The 16,544-nt window shown below is 68.5% G+C and carries 12 protein-coding genes; 2 read left to right on the top strand and 10 right to left on the bottom strand.

The window, feature by feature from the left end; all coding sequences use genetic code 11:
* Window positions 1–48: 48 nt before the first annotated feature.
* From ACP7A5_RS00660 to ACP7A5_RS00640, 5 genes are all read right to left on the bottom strand, one after another.
* Window positions 49–267 carry a DUF5961 family protein gene (locus ACP7A5_RS00660; RefSeq protein WP_426040108.1) on the bottom strand — a complete coding sequence of 73 codons (219 nt, stop codon included), beginning with the start codon at window positions 265–267 and terminating at the stop codon, window positions 49–51.
* Between the two features lie 202 nt (window positions 268–469).
* Window positions 470–1,471 carry a protein-L-isoaspartate O-methyltransferase family protein gene (locus tag ACP7A5_RS00655; RefSeq protein WP_426040107.1) on the bottom strand — a complete coding sequence of 334 codons (1,002 nt, stop codon included), beginning with the start codon at window positions 1,469–1,471 and terminating at the stop codon, window positions 470–472.
* On the bottom strand, window positions 1,468–4,059 hold the full coding sequence (locus tag ACP7A5_RS00650) for a hypothetical protein (RefSeq protein ID WP_426040106.1): 2,592 nt from the start codon (window positions 4,057–4,059) through the stop codon (window positions 1,468–1,470). The genes ACP7A5_RS00655 and ACP7A5_RS00650 overlap by 4 nt, the downstream gene beginning before the upstream one ends.
* Window positions 4,056–4,991, bottom strand: a complete 936-nt coding sequence (locus ACP7A5_RS00645; protein WP_426040105.1) for an alpha/beta fold hydrolase — start codon at window positions 4,989–4,991, stop codon at window positions 4,056–4,058. The genes ACP7A5_RS00650 and ACP7A5_RS00645 overlap by 4 nt, the downstream gene beginning before the upstream one ends.
* 239 nt (window positions 4,992–5,230) lie before the next feature.
* Complete coding sequence (locus ACP7A5_RS00640) at window positions 5,231–6,049, bottom strand: LD-carboxypeptidase (protein WP_426040104.1); 819 nt, start codon at window positions 6,047–6,049, stop codon at window positions 5,231–5,233.
* Between the two features lie 43 nt (window positions 6,050–6,092).
* Between ACP7A5_RS00640 and ACP7A5_RS00635 the strand changes: the two genes are divergently transcribed.
* Entirely contained in the window at window positions 6,093–7,502 is a 1,410-nt protein-coding gene (locus ACP7A5_RS00635; RefSeq protein ID WP_426040103.1) for a UDP-N-acetylmuramate--L-alanine ligase, read from the top strand.
* 177 nt (window positions 7,503–7,679) lie between these two features.
* Window positions 7,680–9,704: a TonB-dependent receptor gene (locus ACP7A5_RS00630; protein ID WP_426040102.1), complete on the top strand. Its 2,025-nt coding sequence runs from the start codon at window positions 7,680–7,682 to the stop codon at window positions 9,702–9,704.
* A 45-nt stretch (window positions 9,705–9,749) separates the two neighbouring features.
* Here ACP7A5_RS00630 and ACP7A5_RS00625 read toward each other — a convergent pair whose 3' ends face one another.
* The 5 genes from ACP7A5_RS00625 to ACP7A5_RS00605 form a co-directional block, all read right to left on the bottom strand.
* Window positions 9,750–11,837, bottom strand: a complete 2,088-nt coding sequence (locus ACP7A5_RS00625) for a TonB-dependent receptor (protein WP_426040101.1) — start codon at window positions 11,835–11,837, stop codon at window positions 9,750–9,752.
* Window positions 11,838–11,974: 137 nt separating this feature from the next.
* The gene (locus tag ACP7A5_RS00620) at window positions 11,975–12,751 is read right to left on the bottom strand and encodes a peptidase (protein ID WP_426040100.1); all 777 of its coding nucleotides are present in this window, start codon (window positions 12,749–12,751) and stop codon (window positions 11,975–11,977) included.
* A gap of 94 nt (window positions 12,752–12,845) precedes the next feature.
* Window positions 12,846–13,682, bottom strand: a complete 837-nt coding sequence (locus tag ACP7A5_RS00615) for a transglutaminase family protein (protein WP_426037289.1) — start codon at window positions 13,680–13,682, stop codon at window positions 12,846–12,848.
* A 118-nt stretch (window positions 13,683–13,800) separates the two neighbouring features.
* Window positions 13,801–14,739 carry an alpha-E domain-containing protein gene (locus ACP7A5_RS00610; RefSeq protein ID WP_426040099.1) on the bottom strand — a complete coding sequence of 313 codons (939 nt, stop codon included), beginning with the start codon at window positions 14,737–14,739 and terminating at the stop codon, window positions 13,801–13,803.
* A gap of 194 nt (window positions 14,740–14,933) precedes the next feature.
* Window positions 14,934–16,340, bottom strand: coding sequence for a circularly permuted type 2 ATP-grasp protein (locus ACP7A5_RS00605; RefSeq protein WP_426040098.1), 1,407 nt, complete (start codon window positions 16,338–16,340; stop codon window positions 14,934–14,936).
* Between the last annotated feature and the right edge of the window lie 204 nt (window positions 16,341–16,544).

The raw sequence follows: 16,544 nt of genomic DNA, 5'->3' as shown, positions 1-16,544 counted from the left end.
TTCCGGTTTGACCCGGAGCGTTAGCCTTGAACCGTGACGCTTGCCAGCCTAGGCGCAGGCCTCGACCGCCTCGGTTTCGAGATGGATGACGAAACAATGCGCGGGCCCGCCGTCCTCGGCCTGGACGATGACCCGCAGGGCGTCGTCTTCAGCCCAGGGGGCGTGAGCCTCCGCGAAATGCAGGGCCGCGTCCTCGAAGCTTCGGGCTTCGAGGATGTGGCAGTGACCGGACTCGGTGTGGGCGACGTAACGGGCGGCCTGGGGCATGGGTTGGCTCCTCCCCCGCCGGAGTGAACGCGCGACAAACGAAATGGATTCATCGACCGCCACACATCCCCCGTGCACCCCGGCGAAGGCCGGGGTCCAGAAAGCGAACGCGGTGGTTGACCAGAAGACGCGGTGCGAAACTCCGGCCGCTTGAGTCTGTGATCTGGACCCCGGCCTTCGCCGGGGTGCACGGAAGAGAGAGTTATGCGGGCTGCGGACGGTTCTGCATCGCGCCGGTCATGGGGATGAAGAAGACCCCGACGTCGCGGCGTGAACGGACCCGGCCGTCGGCGTCCTTGGTGTAGACATAGAGGACCTGTCCGCGACGGAAGGGCTGGCCGATCGGGATGATCAGCTTGCCGCCCGGCTTGAGCTGGCGGAACAGTTCGGGCGGGGCGTACTGGGCGACGCAGGTCAGCATGATGGTGTCGAAACCCTCGGTCACCTCGGGCCAGCCGAAATAGCCGTCGCCGACCTTGCCGTGGACATTGTCGTAGCCGAGCGGGGCCCAGATCTTGCCGACCGCCTCGCCGATCGGCTGGATGATTTCGATGGTGTAGCTGTCGCGGACGATGCGGCTGAGCAGGGACGACTGGAAGCCCGAGCCGGTGCCGATCTCCAGCGTCACATCGGTCGGCTTGGGGGCCGCCAGCTGGGTCATATAGGCCTGACCCAGATAGTCCGAGAGCACGCTGCCGTGGCCGATGGCCCAGGGCTTGGGATTGGCCTCCCAAGCCTGATACGCGGTCGAGGCGTCCGAGGCATAGGCGTAGTGGAAATACTCGCGCGGCAGGCTTTCAAAGGCCTGGATCACGTTCGGATCGTGGGCGCCGAAACGACCGTCCAGATAGGTCTTGATGCGTTCGATGGCGGCCGGCTTGCGGGCCTGGATCTCTATGAACTGGGCCTCGGTGATGGCGTGGGGGCGGCCGGACGCCGACATGGCGGCGTTGAAGCGGGCGAAGGTCCAGGGCTCCGTCGGCATACGGACGGTCGGGGAGACGGCCGAGGCTGCCCCGGCGGCGGCCGTGGTCGGGGAGGCGGGCGCGGCGGCCCCTGCCCCGCCCGCGGCCTGCGTCGGGTTGAGGCGGGCCTGAACGGACTTCATCGTGTTCTCGTCGCAGGCGGCCAGCCCGGTCAGGGTCGCGGCGCCGGCGGCGCTCAGCAGGGTGCGGCGGTGCATCATCGTGCGGTCAGGGGTCATGCGGGGCTCGTCTGGCTCTGGACAGACTGGCTCGGGCCAGTCTGCGCCGGGAAGGGGTCAAGGCGGGCGGGCTCGGGGTCCGGCAGGTCGGCAAAGGGATTGGTAGGAACGGCAGGCTCGAACACCGGGATGGTCTTTCGGACAGCGGCGGCGACCGGCAGGACGAGGAAGGCTAGGGCATAGAGGCCGGCCGCCACGATCAGCAGGGACGAGAAGCCGACGTCGCGGCTCATAAGATTGGCGAGCGGCGTGGCGACGACAGAGAAGGCGCCGTTCAGTCCCCAGGCCCAGGGCAGGGCGCGGCCGTCTCCGACCTGGATCAGGCCGAGCGGGAAGGGCAGGCCCAGCGCCAGCGACACGGGCGCGGCGGCGAGAACGACGAGGCCCGCCTTCATCGCCCACGACTGGTCGAGGGTGCGCATCATGAAGTCCTCGGCCCCGACCAGCATGGCGCCGATCCAGCCGAGGACGACGATCAGGCCGATCAAGGAGGCGGCCTTGGGCATGCGCGCGCACTGGCCGGCGATCATGCTGCCGAGACCCGAAAAGATCAGCATGGCCGTCAGGACCAGGGCGAAGGCCGACGAATAGTCATTGAGATAGAAGGCCGCCTTGTCGATCAGGAAGATCTCGACCAGCAGGAAGCCGAGGCCCAGCGCCGGGAAATACAGGGCGGGCCAAACCTTCGACTTCTCGTTCACCCCTCCCGCGCGACGACGGAACAGGGCGGGCGCCGCCAGGACCAGAAGGGCGATGACGATGGCCTGACCGAGGACGGCGATGTTCACCAGTGCGCCGATCTCCGCCTGGGGCAGGACCTCCAGCCGCTTGATCAAGGTGTCGAGGCGTTCGAGGCGCAGGGACGAATAGAAGGCCGGGCGGTCCAGAGTCGCGGGGCGGACGTGGAAGGCCTCGGACGACGGCGACGGGCGACCGCCGAGAACGGCGGCGACCTCGTTGGCGATGGCGTCGTCGGGACCGTCGGAGGTCATCTGGCCGGTCTCGAACGAGACGCTCGGCAGGTCGTTGAACAGGGCCGCACGGGCCGCGACGACATCCATGCCGGGACGCCAGGAGACGTCGAACGACCGTTCGGCGCACCAGGCCTGAAGCACGGCCACGTCTTCGGGCGACCAGGCGGTGGGGCTGATCAGGATGCGGGCGTTCCAGGCGGAACGGTAGATCAGGACGTGGGCGGACGGATCGGCGATGCCCTTGGCCAGCAGCGCCTGGCGGGCGGTCGAAAGGACCCTCAGGGCATAGACGGGGAAGTCGCGAATGGAGACGGAGATCGATACGGCGCCGCCGGGTTTCAGCGCGGCCAGATAGGCGGCGAGCGCCTCCTCCGTGACGCCCGTGACATTGGCGGGGGCGGCATCCACGAAGTCGGCGGAGACGTCGATGATGTCGTAGGAATTCGGCCCCGCGCGCCAGGCGGCGGCGATGGGGCCTCCGTCCAGCAGGGTCACTCTGGCATCGACAGCGAGCGCGGGCGACGGGCCGAGGCCGGCGGTCAGGGCGTGGCGCAGGACGGGCTCGCCCTCGACCCCGTCGATGCTGGAGGCTCCGAGCGTCAGGGCCTCCGCGACGCGGAAGCCGCCGGACAGGCCGACGAGCAGGACGGTGGGAGACTGGCGCAGGGCGTAGGGGGCGGCGCTGAGGGCGCTGGGGGCATAGGCCGCGTCCAGCGGGCCGGCCCTGGGCAGGGAGGCGATGCGGTTGCCGTCGCGGTAGAGGCCGTAGGTCGAGGGCGGCCCCGCGATGCCCATCAGGCCGGCGTTGTTGGAGACGTCGGCGTCGACCCGCTCGGTGAAGTTCTCGAGCAGCAGATAGTGGCCGCGCGGCTGGCGGATCTCGGCCACGACGGCGGCGCCCGGCGTATTGAGCGGGGCGTAAATGGCCTTGAACTCGGAGAAGGCCGGGGGCGCGCCAAGGAAGAGGATGGCCTCACCGGCGACGAGGGCCGCACCCGCCAGACCCGCGCCGAGCCAGTTCAGACGGCCGGGCTGGAACAGGGTGGAAAGGGCGAGAGGGACCAGCAGGACCGGGGCCAGCAGGAAGGGATGGACGACGAACATCAGGCCCAGCGCCAGAGCCGCGCCCAGGCCTGCGCCAATCAGGTCGTAGCCATAGACCCGGCCGATCTCGCGGTGATTCAGGACGAAGATGAGGCTGATATAGAGGCCGGCGAGGAAGAAGAAGGGCAGCAGGGCCGCGTAGTAGAGGCCGATGTTCTTCACCTGATCGGGCCAGGTGGTGGGGTTCTGAAGCTGCAGCGGATTGAACGGATTGGCCGTGACCAGCTGGTATCCGACCGCCGCCGCGATCACCATCGCCGCCGGAAGAATGGTCCTCAGGATCACGCCGTGCCGGGCGACGCTGTCGCGGAACAGGGCCGTGACGACGCCCGAGAGCGCGAACCCGGCCATGACGATGGAGATGATCCAGTAGCCGTACTCCGACCATTTCGCGACGGCGAAATAGCGGGTCAGGGCGTTCTCGATCCCGACCACCCCCATGGCGATCAGGAACAGCGGGATCAGGGCCGCGCGGGTCTTGCCGGTCAGGTCGGGGGCGGCGGCGGTCAATGGACCGTCCAGGTGACGCGATGGTCGAGGAAGTCGAGCAGCAGGGCATTGAACCGCTCCGGCTCGTCGACGAACAGGGCGTGGCCGGCGCCCTCGAAGATCGTCATCGAGGCGTCCGGATGGGTGCGGACAAGGGTTTCGCCCTGTTCTCGCCAGCGCGGCCGGACGACATAGAGAACGGGGCGGTCGGTGGAATGGACGGCGGCGCGCCAGTACTCGCGGGGGACGTCGTAGGCGAGCAGCCGACGCTCGTCCTCGACGGTCATGCGCAGGGCCTGATCGGTCAGGCGGGCGCGATAGTCCGTCCCCGGATCATGGGCGAAGATGGAGGCGACGAAGGCGGCGCGGCGGGCGCGGCGTTCCTGTCGCGTCGGCTCGGGCGGCGGGGTGGCGGAACGGGGCGGAGCCGGGGCGGCGCGCGGCGCCGGCTCCTCACCGATGGAGTTGTCGATCAGGACGAGGCCGGCGATCCGGTCGGCCCCGCCGTCGGCGACCCAGGCCAGGCTGTCGAGCACGCCCAGCGACCAGCCGACGAGTACGACCGGGCCTTCGGCGGCATGGTCGATCAGCTCGCCGATATCCCGGCCGCGGCGCTCATGGGTGTAGCCGAAGCGGGTCACCTCGCTCTCGCCCTGGCCGCGCGGGTCCAGGGCGAGGACATGGTAGCGGTCGGACAGGGCCTCGATCTGGGTCTCGAAGATCCAGGCGGGCATGGTCCAGCCGGGCACGAAGACCACGGTCCGGGCTCCGCTAGGACCCGCCTCCAGATAGTGGAGGCGGGCCCCGTCGGAAGTGATGAAGCTGCGGCTCTCAGCCGCCGCGACCGCATCCCCCGATACGGCCGTCGCACTCGCGAGAACGGCTCCGCCCAGCACGCCGACCATGGCCGCCCGTGTCCATGCCGGCAGGGTCAGGTATCCGTTACGCCCCATCGGGCGGCATGTGACTCACACCCGCGTTCGATGTCGATAGGGTTCCCCGGAGGCGGGAGCGATAGGGTTAAGGCCGTGGCCCGAACGGCACGACCCGTTCCTCCCCCATCGGGGGAGGGGGACCGCAGCGCGCTTGCGCTGTGGTGGAGGGGGCCCGACCCCAAACTCCGTGGTCGTGGTGAGCCCCCTCCGTCACGGCGCTGAAGAAGCGCCGCGCCACCTCCCCCATCGGGGGAGGATCAGCGGGGCCCGAACGGCACGACCTTGTTTTCGCGATCGTGGGCGATGTCGGCGAGGCCGAGGTAAGGGATGCCCGAGCGCTCGCACCAGAACTGGACGATCTGTTCGCCGGTCAGGCCGAAGTCGGGCTCATTGACCGTGACGTCGGTGAAGCGGCCGGCGCGAATGCCGGCGACGCGGCGGATAGACGGCTGGCTGGTCAGGTGGAACATCATCCGGTCGATGCGATAGGCGGCCTCGGAGACGTCCTCCAGCATCAGGATATGACCGGTCAGGTCGGGCTCCAGCGGGGTGCCCAGCAGTTGGTCGAGGACCGTCAGGTTGAAGGCGACGGCCGGGCGGGGATCGCTGAGCAACGACGGCTCCAGCCCCTCGGTCTCGCCCTTGCGGAGCCAGTTCAGGGAGCGGAAGCCGGTCGGATCGTTGCGCACGCCGTCGGAGGCCATCGGGCCGTGGGCGACGTCGAAGCCGTTCCTGTAGAGGATGGCCAGCATCGAGCCGACGTCGGAATAGCCGAGATACCGTTTCCGCCTCGCCACATCGGTCAGGCGCGGCATGACCGCCTCGGCGATGCGGCAGGAGCCGTAGCCGCCGCGCGCGAACCAGATGTGATCCAGACGCGGGTCGTTGGCGAACTCGACGAAGGCATCGGCGCGGGCCGCGTCATCGCCGGCGAAATGGCCGGACTTGTCGAAACTGTTGGGGTGGAAGGCGACGGTCACCTCGCCCGTCGGGAACTTCAGGTCGAACCAGGACTGGATGGCCTCGGCGCGCTCCTTCGCGAAGCGGGACGAGACGGCGACGACCCCGATCTTCATTCTTGTGTTCCCTCCCCGGCTTCTCCTCTTTAGTCACCGGACCATGAGCGAACCATCCTATTTCTTCTGCGGCGTCGGCGGGTCGGGCATGCTGCCCCTAGCCATGATCGTCCAGGCGCGGGGCGCGGCGATCGAGGGATCGGACCGGGCGCTGGACCAGGGGCGGACGCCGGAGAAGTTCGACTGGCTGAGGGCGCATGGCGTGGTTCTGCATCCCCAGGACGGGTCCGGCGTGCGCGGCGACCATGTCGTGGTGGCGACCGGCGCGGTCGAAGACACGGTGCCCGACATCGGGGCGGCCAAGCGGGTGGGCGCGGAGATCGTTACCCGGCCGCAACTGCTGAGCCAGATCTTCAACGCGGCCCCAACCTCGGTGGGGGTGGCCGGGACCAGCGGCAAGTCGACGATCACCGGCATGATCGCCTGGATTCTGAGCCAGGCGGGGCGCGAGCCGACCGTCATGAACGGGGCGGTGATGCGGAATTTCGCCGACGCCGACCATCCGTTCGCCAGCGCCCTGGTGGGCGGCGCGGAACTGTTCGTGGCCGAGGTGGACGAGAGCGACGGCTCGATCGCGCGTTACGATCCGACGGTGGCGGTGGTGTCGAACATCTCGCTGGACCACAAGTCGATGGAGGAGCTGCGCGACCTGTTCGGCGGCTTCACCGGCCGGGCGCGGACGGCGGTGCTGAACCTCGACAACGTCGAGACGGCGGCCCTGGCCCAGACCATGGTCGACGACGGCAGGGCGGAGACGGTGCTGACCTTCGCCCTGGGCAATGAGGCGGCGGACCTGTCGGCGCACGATCTGAAGCCCCTGCCCGCCGGCATGACCTTCGACCTGACGGAGCGGTCGAGCGGGGCGCGGATCGCGGCGACGCTGAACGTGCCCGGCGCGCACAATGTCGCCAATGCGCTGGCGGCGCTGGGCGCGGTGCGGGCGCTGGGCGTGCCGCTGGAGGCGGCGGTGACATCGCTGGAGACCTTCGCCGGGATCAGGCGGCGGATGGAGGTCGTGGGCGTCGCGAACGGGATCACCGTGCTGGACGACTTCGCTCACAACCCGGACAAGATCGCCGCGACGGTGAAGACGCTGCACGCCTTCGACGGGCGGTTGCTGATCCTGTTCCAGCCGCACGGCTTCGGGCCGCTGAAGCTGATGAAGAGGGAGTTCATCGAGACCTTCGCCGGCCTGCTGAAGCCCGACGACCTGCTGTTGATGCCGGAGCCGGTCTATTACGGCGGCACCACGGATCGCAGCGTGGGGTCGGAGGACATCGCCTCGGGTGTCCGCGCCGAGGGTCGCAACGCCGAGGCCCTGCACGACCGCGCGGCCTGCGGCGACCGGATCGTGGAGTTGGCGAAGCCCGGCGACCGGATCATCGTCATGGGAGCGCGGGACGACACGCTTTCGACTTTCGCGGCGGAGCTGCTGGAACGGTTGCGCGTCTAATCCTCCCCCATCGGGGGAGGGGGACCGCGTCTTCGCGGTGGAGGGGGGCGGCTCCAGACACCGCGTTCGCCGCCAGCCCCCTCCGTCACGTCGCGAAGCCGCGCCGCGCCACCTCCCCCGACGGGGGAGGATTGGACGCAGATGAACCTTGCGCGAAGTGGAGTATTGGAGCGCTCGATGATCCAGCTCCCGCCCCAAACCGACCTTCCCGACATCGTCGTCACCGCCGCGCGTCTGCCGCCCGCCGCGGGAGACGCGGCCTTCTCCGTGATCCGGCTGGACGCGGGGGTGCTGGGCCGGGCGAGGCGGATCGATGAGGCGCTGCAGATCGTGCCCGCGATCAGCCTGTTCCGGCGGACCTCGAGCCTGGCGGCCAATCCGACGACCCAGGGGATATCGCTTCGGGCCATCGCGCCGTCGGGCGCTGGACGGACACTGGTGACGCTGGACGGCGTGCCGCTGAACGATCCGTTCGGCGGCTGGGTGCTGTGGTCGCAGGTGGCGCCGGAAAGTCTGTCGGGCCTGGACATCGTGCGCGGTGCGGGAGCCGGACCCTATGGGGCAGGCGCCCTGACCGGGGTGATCCAGCTGCGTGAACGCGACGGCGACGGCGGAGCGCTGGACCTGTCCGGCGCAGAGTATGGCGGGCGGAGGCTGGCGGCCGCGACGACGCTGAGCGCGGGGCGGTTCGCCTTGACCGGGGCGGTGCAGCGGGAGCTGAGCGACGGCTATGTCCCCGTCCGCGGCGCGGCGGCCGGCGCGGTCGACAGGCCGCTGGATCTGGCGACGCTGAGCGGATCTCTGCGGGCAGACGTGGCGATCGATCCGGCGACGGCGCTGTCGCTGCGGGCCGCCGCCTATGAGGAGAATCGCGGGTCCGGTCTGGCGGGCGCCCGGTCGTCGGCGACGGGGCAGAGCTGGTCGGCGACTGTTTCGAGGACGCCTTCGGCCGATCGGCCGGGCTGGCGGGCTCAGCTGTGGCGCCGCGAGAGCGACTTCGCCAACACCTCGGTCGCAGTGGCGGCCGGGCGGGGATCGACCACGCCGGCCAACGACCAGTTCGCGACCCCGGCCGAGGGCTGGGGCGCCAATGTCGCCCTGCGCCGAGTGGCCGTCGCTCTGGGCAATGGCTTGCTGGAGTGGGAGCTGGGCGCCGACGCCCGGTTCAACGAGGGCGAGACGCGGGAGCTGTTCCGCTTCATGGCCGGGAGCTTCACGCGGGATCGGGTCGCGGGCGGGGAGGCCTCGGTGATCGGCGGCTATGGCGAGGCGTCGTGGACGGCGGGCCCGTGGCTGGTGGCCGGCGGATTGCGGGTCGACGGGTGGGCGAATTCCAACGGCCGACGGGTCGAGCGCGACCTGACGACCGGTCAGCCGACGCTGGACGAGGGTTCGCCGGATCGATCTGGCGAGGTGGTCTCGGCGCGGCTGGCGGCGCGGCGTGATCTGGGGGGCGGGCTGGCAGCGCGGGCGGCCGCCTATTCCGGGTTCCGGCCGGCGACGCTGAACGAACTGCACCGGCCGTTCCGGGTCGGCAACGACCTGACCGAGGCCAACGCGGCCCTGGTTCCGGAAGAGCTCCAGGGCGTCGAGGCCGGGCTGGCCTGGGAGGATGAGACGACATCACTCGGGGCGACAGTGTTCTGGAACCGGATCGAGGACGCTATCATCAACGTGACCATCGGCGTCGGGCCGGGCGCCTTCCCGAGGGCGGGCTTCGTGCCGGCGGGCGGGGTGCTGAGGCAGAGGCAGAACGCGGGGACGATCGAGGCGACCGGCGTCGAGCTGACGGCCAGGCATCGGGTCGGCGAGCGGCTGTCCGTCGATGGGGCTCTGTCGTGGACGGATGCGGAGGTCGATGGCGGCACGTCGGCGGCGCAGCTGACGGGACTGCGCCCGGCGCAGGCGCCGGAGTGGAGCGTCTCGGCGGGCGCGGACTGGCGCGTGGTCGATCGGCTGACGTTGGTCGGGCGGGTGCGGTACGAGAGCGCGCGGTTCGAGGACGATCTGAACAGCCGGGTGCTGGACGCGGCGACGACGCTGGAGGCGCGGGCCGAGTTCGAGGTGCGGACGAGGGTGGTCGCCTGGGTGGCTGCGGACAATCTGTTCGACGCCGAGGTCGAGGTGTCGGAGACGGGCGACGGGGTGGCGGGGTATGGACCGCCGAGGACCGTCCGCGCGGGTCTGATGCTGAGCTGGTGACGCCCCCGCCTGAGCGGGGCCGCGTCGCCCTGCTGGGAACCGACCCTAGAAGCGCGTCCTCACAGTCAGTCTCGCGTTCAGCGGGGCGCCCGGCGAGATGTTGAAGTTGTTGTGGGCGTCGGAAAAATATGTCGTGTCGAACAGGTTCTCGACGTTCAGCTGGACCTGAACGGTGTCACTGACCGCATAGAAGGCCGCGAGGTCGACGCGGGTGAAGGCGGGCAGCCGGGTGGTCGCCGCGCTTGTGCGGATGGCGGCGAACTGATCGGACTGGTGGATGACGCCGAGGCCGAGGCCCAGCCGGTCGGTGACATCATACCGGTTCCAGAGGCTGAACTGATGCTCGGGGACCTGGGCCAGCCGGACTGCGTCGTTGCCCTGCAGCACGGCCTCCTGCCAAGCATAGCCGCCGCTGATCTGCCAGGCCGGTGAAATCCGGCCGGTGATGCCGAGCTCGACCCCGCGGGTACGGGTCTCGCCGACATTGATGGTCACCAGCGGATTGACGGGATCCGGCGTGGTCGCGTTCGTGCGGTCCAGCTGGAACACAGCCGCGGTGACGTTCAGATTGGGTCGGACGTCCCATTTCAGACCCAGCTCGTGGTTGACGAACTCTTCGGGTTCAAGGTTCGCCTGGGTCGTCGACAGGGTCAGGAACTGGTCGCCCGAGCGTGGCAGAAAGGACTGGCTGTAGCTGGCGAACAGGGAGACCTCGGGCCGGGGCTTGAAGATCAGGCCGAGGCGCGGCGAGACCTTGTCGTCGGTCCGGGCGAACGGCCGGTCCGGATTGGGCTGGAGGTCGATCCCATCGATGTCGAAACGGTCATACCGCAGGCCGACGACGGCCTCGAACCGCTCACCGAAGCTGATCTGGTCCTGGACGTAGGCCGAGACCGACTCCACATTGGAGACCGTGTTCCGGGCCGGGGCGGAAAAGACCACCGTCGGGAACACTGGATTAGCCAGATTGAACGTCCTGCTGGACAGGACACCGTTGGTCCGCTGGTTGGTGGAGTCCTGATCGCCGTATTCCAGACCGAACAGGACGGTGTGGCCCACGCCGCCGGTCGCCGCGTTCCAGACGAGGTTGCTCTGGATCAGCAGATTCTGGCGGGTGGTCGGATCCGAATAGGCATCCAGCGCGACCGTGCCGTTCCGGGCTGTGGCCGCTCCGCTCGGGAAGACATTGGTATAGACCTTGTCGTAGTCGCCATAGAGGGCCGTGGTCGAGAACGACAGGTCGGGCGTAACGGCGCCGTCAATCCGCAGTTTGACGATGTCGGCCTCCAGCGTCGTGCGGTTGACGCCGGGAACGCCGAAGAACTGGTCGCGATAGCCTTGGATCGGCTCACCGTTAAGAGAGGGCACGCCGCGGTCGGTGACCCGGTCGTCGTCGATATGTTCGTAGGAGAGACCGGCCTTCCAGCCGTTGCCGAGGTCGACCGCGACATGCGGGTTCACCGCAAATCGCTCCCCCTCATAGTAATCGCGGTGATTGTCGAGTTGCTCGTAGACGGCGTTGATCCGGAACGCGGCCATGGCGCCGATCGGCGCATTCAGGTCCGCGGACAGGTCGTAGGCGCCGAAGCTGTTCGCGCTGGCCCGGACGTTCAGAAACTGTCCGGCCGCGCTGGGCGCCTTCTGGACGCGGTTGATGATCCCGCCGCCACCATTACGGCCGAAGATCAAGGCATAGGGCCCCTTCAGGATCTCCACACGCTCCAGATTGTACAGGCCGCGATAGTATTGGGTGTCGTCGCGCACGCCGTCGATGAAGAAGTCGGCCGTGGTGTTCTGGCCGCGCAGGGTAATCTGGTCGCGATTGCCTTCACCCTGCCCCACGGTGACGCCGGGAACGTAGCGCAGGACGTCGCCGAGGCTGTACAGCGCCTGGTCGTCCAGTTGCGCGCGGGTCACGACCGTCACGCTTTGCGGCACGTCGATCAGGGCGGTGTCGGTCTTGGTCGCGGTGACCGAGTTGAGCGCGATATAGCCCCGTGCCGCCCCCGTGACGATGATCGGCTCAAGGTCGGTCGGCCCAGACTGCGCCAGGGCCGTCGCGGGAAGCCCTGTCAGGAGGGCTGCAGAGGCTGAAACAACTATGCGAAGAGTGACGACGTTGGGGAGGGACAAGGCGACAATCCGGTGTTGAAACTGCGATGCGGTCGCAATAGCAGCTCGGCCGGAGCGAGCAAGCCAATTTGCGAGTTAGTCGCAGTTTCATTCTCAGAACGCCGGATGGCCCTCCTCTCCCGAGGAAGGGGGAAAGCTTATCCCACCACCGAAATGTTGGGTCGCGCGGCGAGGGTCGGTTCCATCCACGGCGGGGCAGGCATGGTCCGATGCGCCTCGGCCAGGGCTTCGGACCAGCGGCGGCCGAGGTCCTTGAAATAGGGATCGTCGGCCTCGATGCGGCGCTGGTCGCCGTGCAGGGCGTCGCGCGGGATCACGATCATGTCGAAGGGCGGTCCGACGGCGATGTTCGAGCGGATAGTCGAATCGAAGCTGATCAGCCCCAGTTTGACCGCCTCGGACATCGGAGTGTCAGGGTGCAGGGCCCGGTCCAGGATGGGTTTGCCGTACTTCAGCTCGCCGATCTGGAGGTAGGGGGTATCGGTCCCGCACTCGATGAAATTGCCCTGGGCGTAGATCAGGTAGAGCCCCAACTTGCCGCCCTTGATCTGGCCGCCGAGCAGCATGGAGGCCGTGACCTTCAGCGCGTCGGCCGCGACTGTCGGCTGAAGGTCCTGGCGCACCTGGTTGAGGCAGTAGCCGACCAGCTGGGCCGCGCGGAACAGGGTCGGGCAGGTCTCGAGCGTTTCCGGCACATCGTGACCGGGCATGCGCACGCCCTCGGCCAGCATGGCCAGGGCCGTCTGGGTCACCGACAGGTTGCCGGCGGTGGCGATGGAGATGACGCGGTCGCCGGTGATCTCGGTGACGTGCAGCTTCTTGTAGGAGGAGATGTTGTCCACACCGGCGTTCGTTCGGGTGTCGGCAATCATCGCCAGACCCTCCTCCACCATCATGCCGACGCAGTAAGTCATAGAGAAAGACCGGCCCCGAACCGGGGCCTCCATCCGAATGGAACAGTCACGTTAACAGATTCGGGATTCAACACGAGGTTAACGGCGTTCATGATCAGGCCTGCGACTGCTGTTGCTGCTGGGTCTGTTGCATCTCGCGCACACGCAGCGCCACGGTCATGGTCTCGCGCCCCCCGCCGTAGCTGATGCCGCGAATTGGCGAGGCGCCGAGCGCGTCGAGACCGCAGGCGACGCGGACATAGTGTTCGGTCGGGCTGATGCCGTTGGCGGCGTCGAAGCCGACCCAGCCCAGATCCTCGACCCAGGCCTCGGCCCAGGCGTGGGCGGCCTCCTGGTTCTCTATCCCGTCGGTGCGGTGCAGGTGGCCGGAGATGTAGCGGGCCGGGATGCCCATGCGGCGGGCGGCCGAGATGAAGATCTGGGCGTGGTCCTGGCAGACGCCCTGACGCTGGGCCCAGGCGTCGGCGGCGGTATGGTCGGCGGTGGTCGAGCCGACCATGAAGGCGACCGTGCTGTTGATGGCCTGCATCAGACGGTGCAGTCGGGCGAGCGTATCACCCTGCTCCCCGACCTCGGCGGCGAGTTGGCGCAACGGTCCGTCGGCGTGGGTCAGGGGAGTGTCGCGCAGGAAGACGAGAGGCGAGAGCCGCTCGGGGCTTCCGCGCAGGACGCCGCCGGTGTCCACGGTCGCGATCTCACCGGTCACCCGCACCATCAGGGCGTTGGTGGGCCGCTCGGTATAGAGGGTGTGGACGATGTTGCCGAAGGCGTCTTCGGAGCGACGCAGGTGGGCGTCGACGTCGGTCTCGATGCGCCAGTCGCGGACCTGCTGGCCCTCGGTCGAGCGCGGCGTCAGGCGCAGCACCTGGACGATGAACCGGGCGGCGCGGTCGTACGCATAGCGGGTTTCGTGGTCGATCCGGATGCGCATCAGGGCCTGATCGGTTGATGAGGGATCGCTACGCGATCCGACAGATGCCGTGAATCAGGCCCTTGCCCAGTGGAGCATGGGCTCGTCTGAAAACCGCGGACACTTTTCGGGGCCATGCTCATACCAGGTACTGATCGTGGACGGCCGCAGCCAGGGCGTTGTTCTCGCTGAGGAAGGCCAGGATGTATTCGTGCAGGCCGGACTGGAATATCTCTTCGATATTGGTCTCGTTGAACCGCGTCAGCCGCGCCGAGGCGATGCGCTGGGCGGGTCCGCGGCGCCCGTAGTCGGTGGCCAGCCGGTCCAGATAGCTGACGATCATCCCCTGACAGCTGGCCAGGGAGCGCGGCATCTGGCGGTTCAGCACCATCAGATCGGCGACCAGCCAGGGACGGACGCTCTCGCGATAGACCCAGCGGTAGGCGGTCAGGGCGGAGACCTCGCGAAGAAGCGTCGTCCACTGGAAATAGTCGAGCTGGCCGCCGACCCGCTCTCCGGCCGGGAGCAGCAGGTGGTATTTGACGTCCAGCAGGCGGGCCGTGTTGTCAGCCCGCTCTATCGCCATGCCCAGACGCAGGAACCAGTAGGCGTCGTTGCGCAACATGGTCCGCGACGAGGCGCCCTCGACCGCGAGGGAGACGTTTTTGACCCACTCCAGATAGCGGATGAAGTCGTCGCGCCTGGTCGGTTCGCCGAACTCGTTGAGCCCGTTCCAGGCGCCGTTGATGGCCTCCCACAGCTCGATGGTCAGGGCGGTGCGGACAGAACGGGCGTTGGTGCGGGCCGCAGTGATGCAGGCCCGGATCGAGGAGGGGTTGTCCGGCGCGAAGGCCAGATACTCGCGGACCGACTTCTCCGACGGGGTGCGGGCGCTGGCCGCGAACTGGCGCGAGACGCCGGCCGAGGCGATGGCCGAGGCCCAGGCCGTGGCGGCGGCGCCGTCGCGGGCCGGCAGGGCGGCCAGACGCACGGCCGCCTCCAGGATGCGCGCCAGGAAGTCGGCGCGTTCCATATAGCGGCCGGTCCAGTACAGGCTCTCTGCGGTGCGGCTCAGCATCTTATTCCTCCCCCATCGGGGGAGGGGGACCGCGGCGCGCTTGCGCCGTGGTGGAGGGGGCCAGCCGCGCAGGCGAGCGTCGAGCGCGCAACGTCGATCGTCGGCTCGGGGACCGGATCCAGACCGTGTCAGGGGTGAGCCCCCTCCACCGCTTCGCGGTCCCCCTCCCCCGATGGGGGAGGATTGTTGCGGCCTCAATCATCCAGCACCCAGGTGTCTTTCGTGCCGCCGCCCTGGCTGGAGTTGACCACCAGCGAGCCCTGTTTCAGCGCCACTCGCGTCAGGCCGCCCGGCGCGACGCGGATGCCGGCGGGGCTGGACAGGACGAACGGGCGCAGGTCGACGTGGCGGGGCGACAGGCCGCCGCTGCTGTCGAGCGTCGGGGCGGTCGACAGGGCCAGGGTCGGCTGAGCGATGAAGTCGTCGGGGTCGGCGATCAGCTTGGCCCGGAAGGCCTCAATCTCGGCCTTGGTCGAGGCCGGGCCGACCAGCATGCCGTAGCCGCCGGAGCCGCCGACCTCCTTGACGACCAGTTCGGGCAGCTTGTCGAGCACCTCCCTGAGCGCGTCCGGCTCGCGGCAGCGCCAGGTCGGGACATTGCCGAGGATCGGATCGCCGCCGGAGAAGAAGCGGATGATCTCGGGCATATAGGTGTAGACCGCCTTGTCGTCAGCGACGCCGGTGCCGACCGCATTCGACAGGGTGACGTTGCCGGCGGTGTAGGCCGCCATCAGCCCGGGCACGCCGACCGTGGAGTTCGGACGGAAGGTCAGGGGATCGATCCAGTCGTCGTCGACGCGGCGATAGATGACGTCGACCCGCTTTGGCCCCTCGGTCGTGCGCATGAAGACGATGTCGTCGTTGACGAACAGGTCCCCGCCCTCGACCAGTTCGACCCCCAGTTTGTCGGCCAGGAAGCTGTGTTCGTAGTAGGCTGAGTTGAAGGGGCCGGGCGTCAGGACGACGACGTTCGGATCGGCGCCGGCGTGGTCCGGGGCGCTGGCGCGGAGGCTGGCCAGCAGCATGTCGGTATAGGTCTCGACCGGGCGGATGCGGTGCTCGGCGAAGAGGTCGGGGAACAACCGCATCATCATCTCGCGGTTCTCCAGCATGTAGGAGACGCCCGACGGCGTGCGGCAATTGTCCTCCAGCACCACGAACCCGTCCTCGCCCGTGCGGACCAGGTCGACGCCGCAGATGTGGGTCCAGATGTCGCCCGGCGGACGCCGGCCCTGCATCTCCGGCCGATAGTGGGGGTTGGTGAAGATCAGTTCGGCCGGGACGATGCCGGCGCGGATGCACTCCTGCGGGCCGTAGATGTCTTTCAGGAAGGCGTTGATCGCGCTGACGCGCTGCTTCAGCCCCTTTTCCAGCTCATCCCATTCGGACTTGCCGATGATGCGCGGCACCACGTCGAAGGGGATGAGACGCTCGTTGGATTCAACGTCGCCATAGACCGCGAAGGTCACGCCCATGCGGCGGAAGAACAACTCCGCCTGACGCGACCGGGCCTGGAGCAGGTCCGGCGGCGCGGTTTCGAGCCACCGGGCGAGCGTCCGGTAGCTCTTTCGGACCTCCTGGGATCCGGCGTGGCCTGACATTTCGTCGAACGTGACGGTCGCTCCCGAACCTGGCGGCCACTTTGGTGAATGGGCAGCGTGGACCGGGCGACAACCGATACGCAACAGTTTTGTTGCGGTGCGGAATTATTCCTCCCCCGTCGAGGGAGGGGGACCGCAGCGCGCTTGCGCTGTGGTGGAGGAGACCGGCCCCGGACACCGAATCTGCGGCAGGCCCCTTCCGTC

The sequence above is a fragment of the Brevundimonas sp. TWP2-3-4b1 genome (genome assembly GCF_049897665.1).
Lineage (GTDB): Bacteria > Pseudomonadota > Alphaproteobacteria > Caulobacterales > Caulobacteraceae > Brevundimonas > Brevundimonas subvibrioides_B.
Note: the sequence above shows the minus strand (reverse complement) of the source record. Positions and strands in the feature narration are given on the sequence as shown.

Excerpts from the sequence above, each read along its gene's own strand:
- ACP7A5_RS00660 (WP_426040108.1), bottom strand. The coding sequence starts at position 267 with ATGCCCCAGGCCGCCCGTTACGTCGCCCACACCGAGTCCGGTCACTGC.
- ACP7A5_RS00655 (WP_426040107.1), bottom strand. The coding sequence starts at position 1,471 with ATGACCCCTGACCGCACGATGATGCACCGCCGCACCCTGCTGAGCGCC.
- ACP7A5_RS00645 (WP_426040105.1), bottom strand. The coding sequence starts at position 4,991 with ATGGGGCGTAACGGATACCTGACCCTGCCGGCATGGACACGGGCGGCC.
- ACP7A5_RS00640 (WP_426040104.1), bottom strand. The coding sequence starts at position 6,049 with ATGAAGATCGGGGTCGTCGCCGTCTCGTCCCGCTTCGCGAAGGAGCGC.
- ACP7A5_RS00635 (WP_426040103.1), top strand. The coding sequence starts at position 6,093 with ATGAGCGAACCATCCTATTTCTTCTGCGGCGTCGGCGGGTCGGGCATG.
- ACP7A5_RS00630 (WP_426040102.1), top strand. The coding sequence starts at position 7,680 with ATGATCCAGCTCCCGCCCCAAACCGACCTTCCCGACATCGTCGTCACC.
- ACP7A5_RS00620 (WP_426040100.1), bottom strand. The coding sequence starts at position 12,751 with ATGACTTACTGCGTCGGCATGATGGTGGAGGAGGGTCTGGCGATGATT.
- ACP7A5_RS00615 (WP_426037289.1), bottom strand. The coding sequence starts at position 13,682 with ATGCGCATCCGGATCGACCACGAAACCCGCTATGCGTACGACCGCGCC.
- ACP7A5_RS00610 (WP_426040099.1), bottom strand. The coding sequence starts at position 14,739 with ATGCTGAGCCGCACCGCAGAGAGCCTGTACTGGACCGGCCGCTATATG.
- ACP7A5_RS00605 (WP_426040098.1), bottom strand. The coding sequence starts at position 16,340 with ATGTCAGGCCACGCCGGATCCCAGGAGGTCCGAAAGAGCTACCGGACG.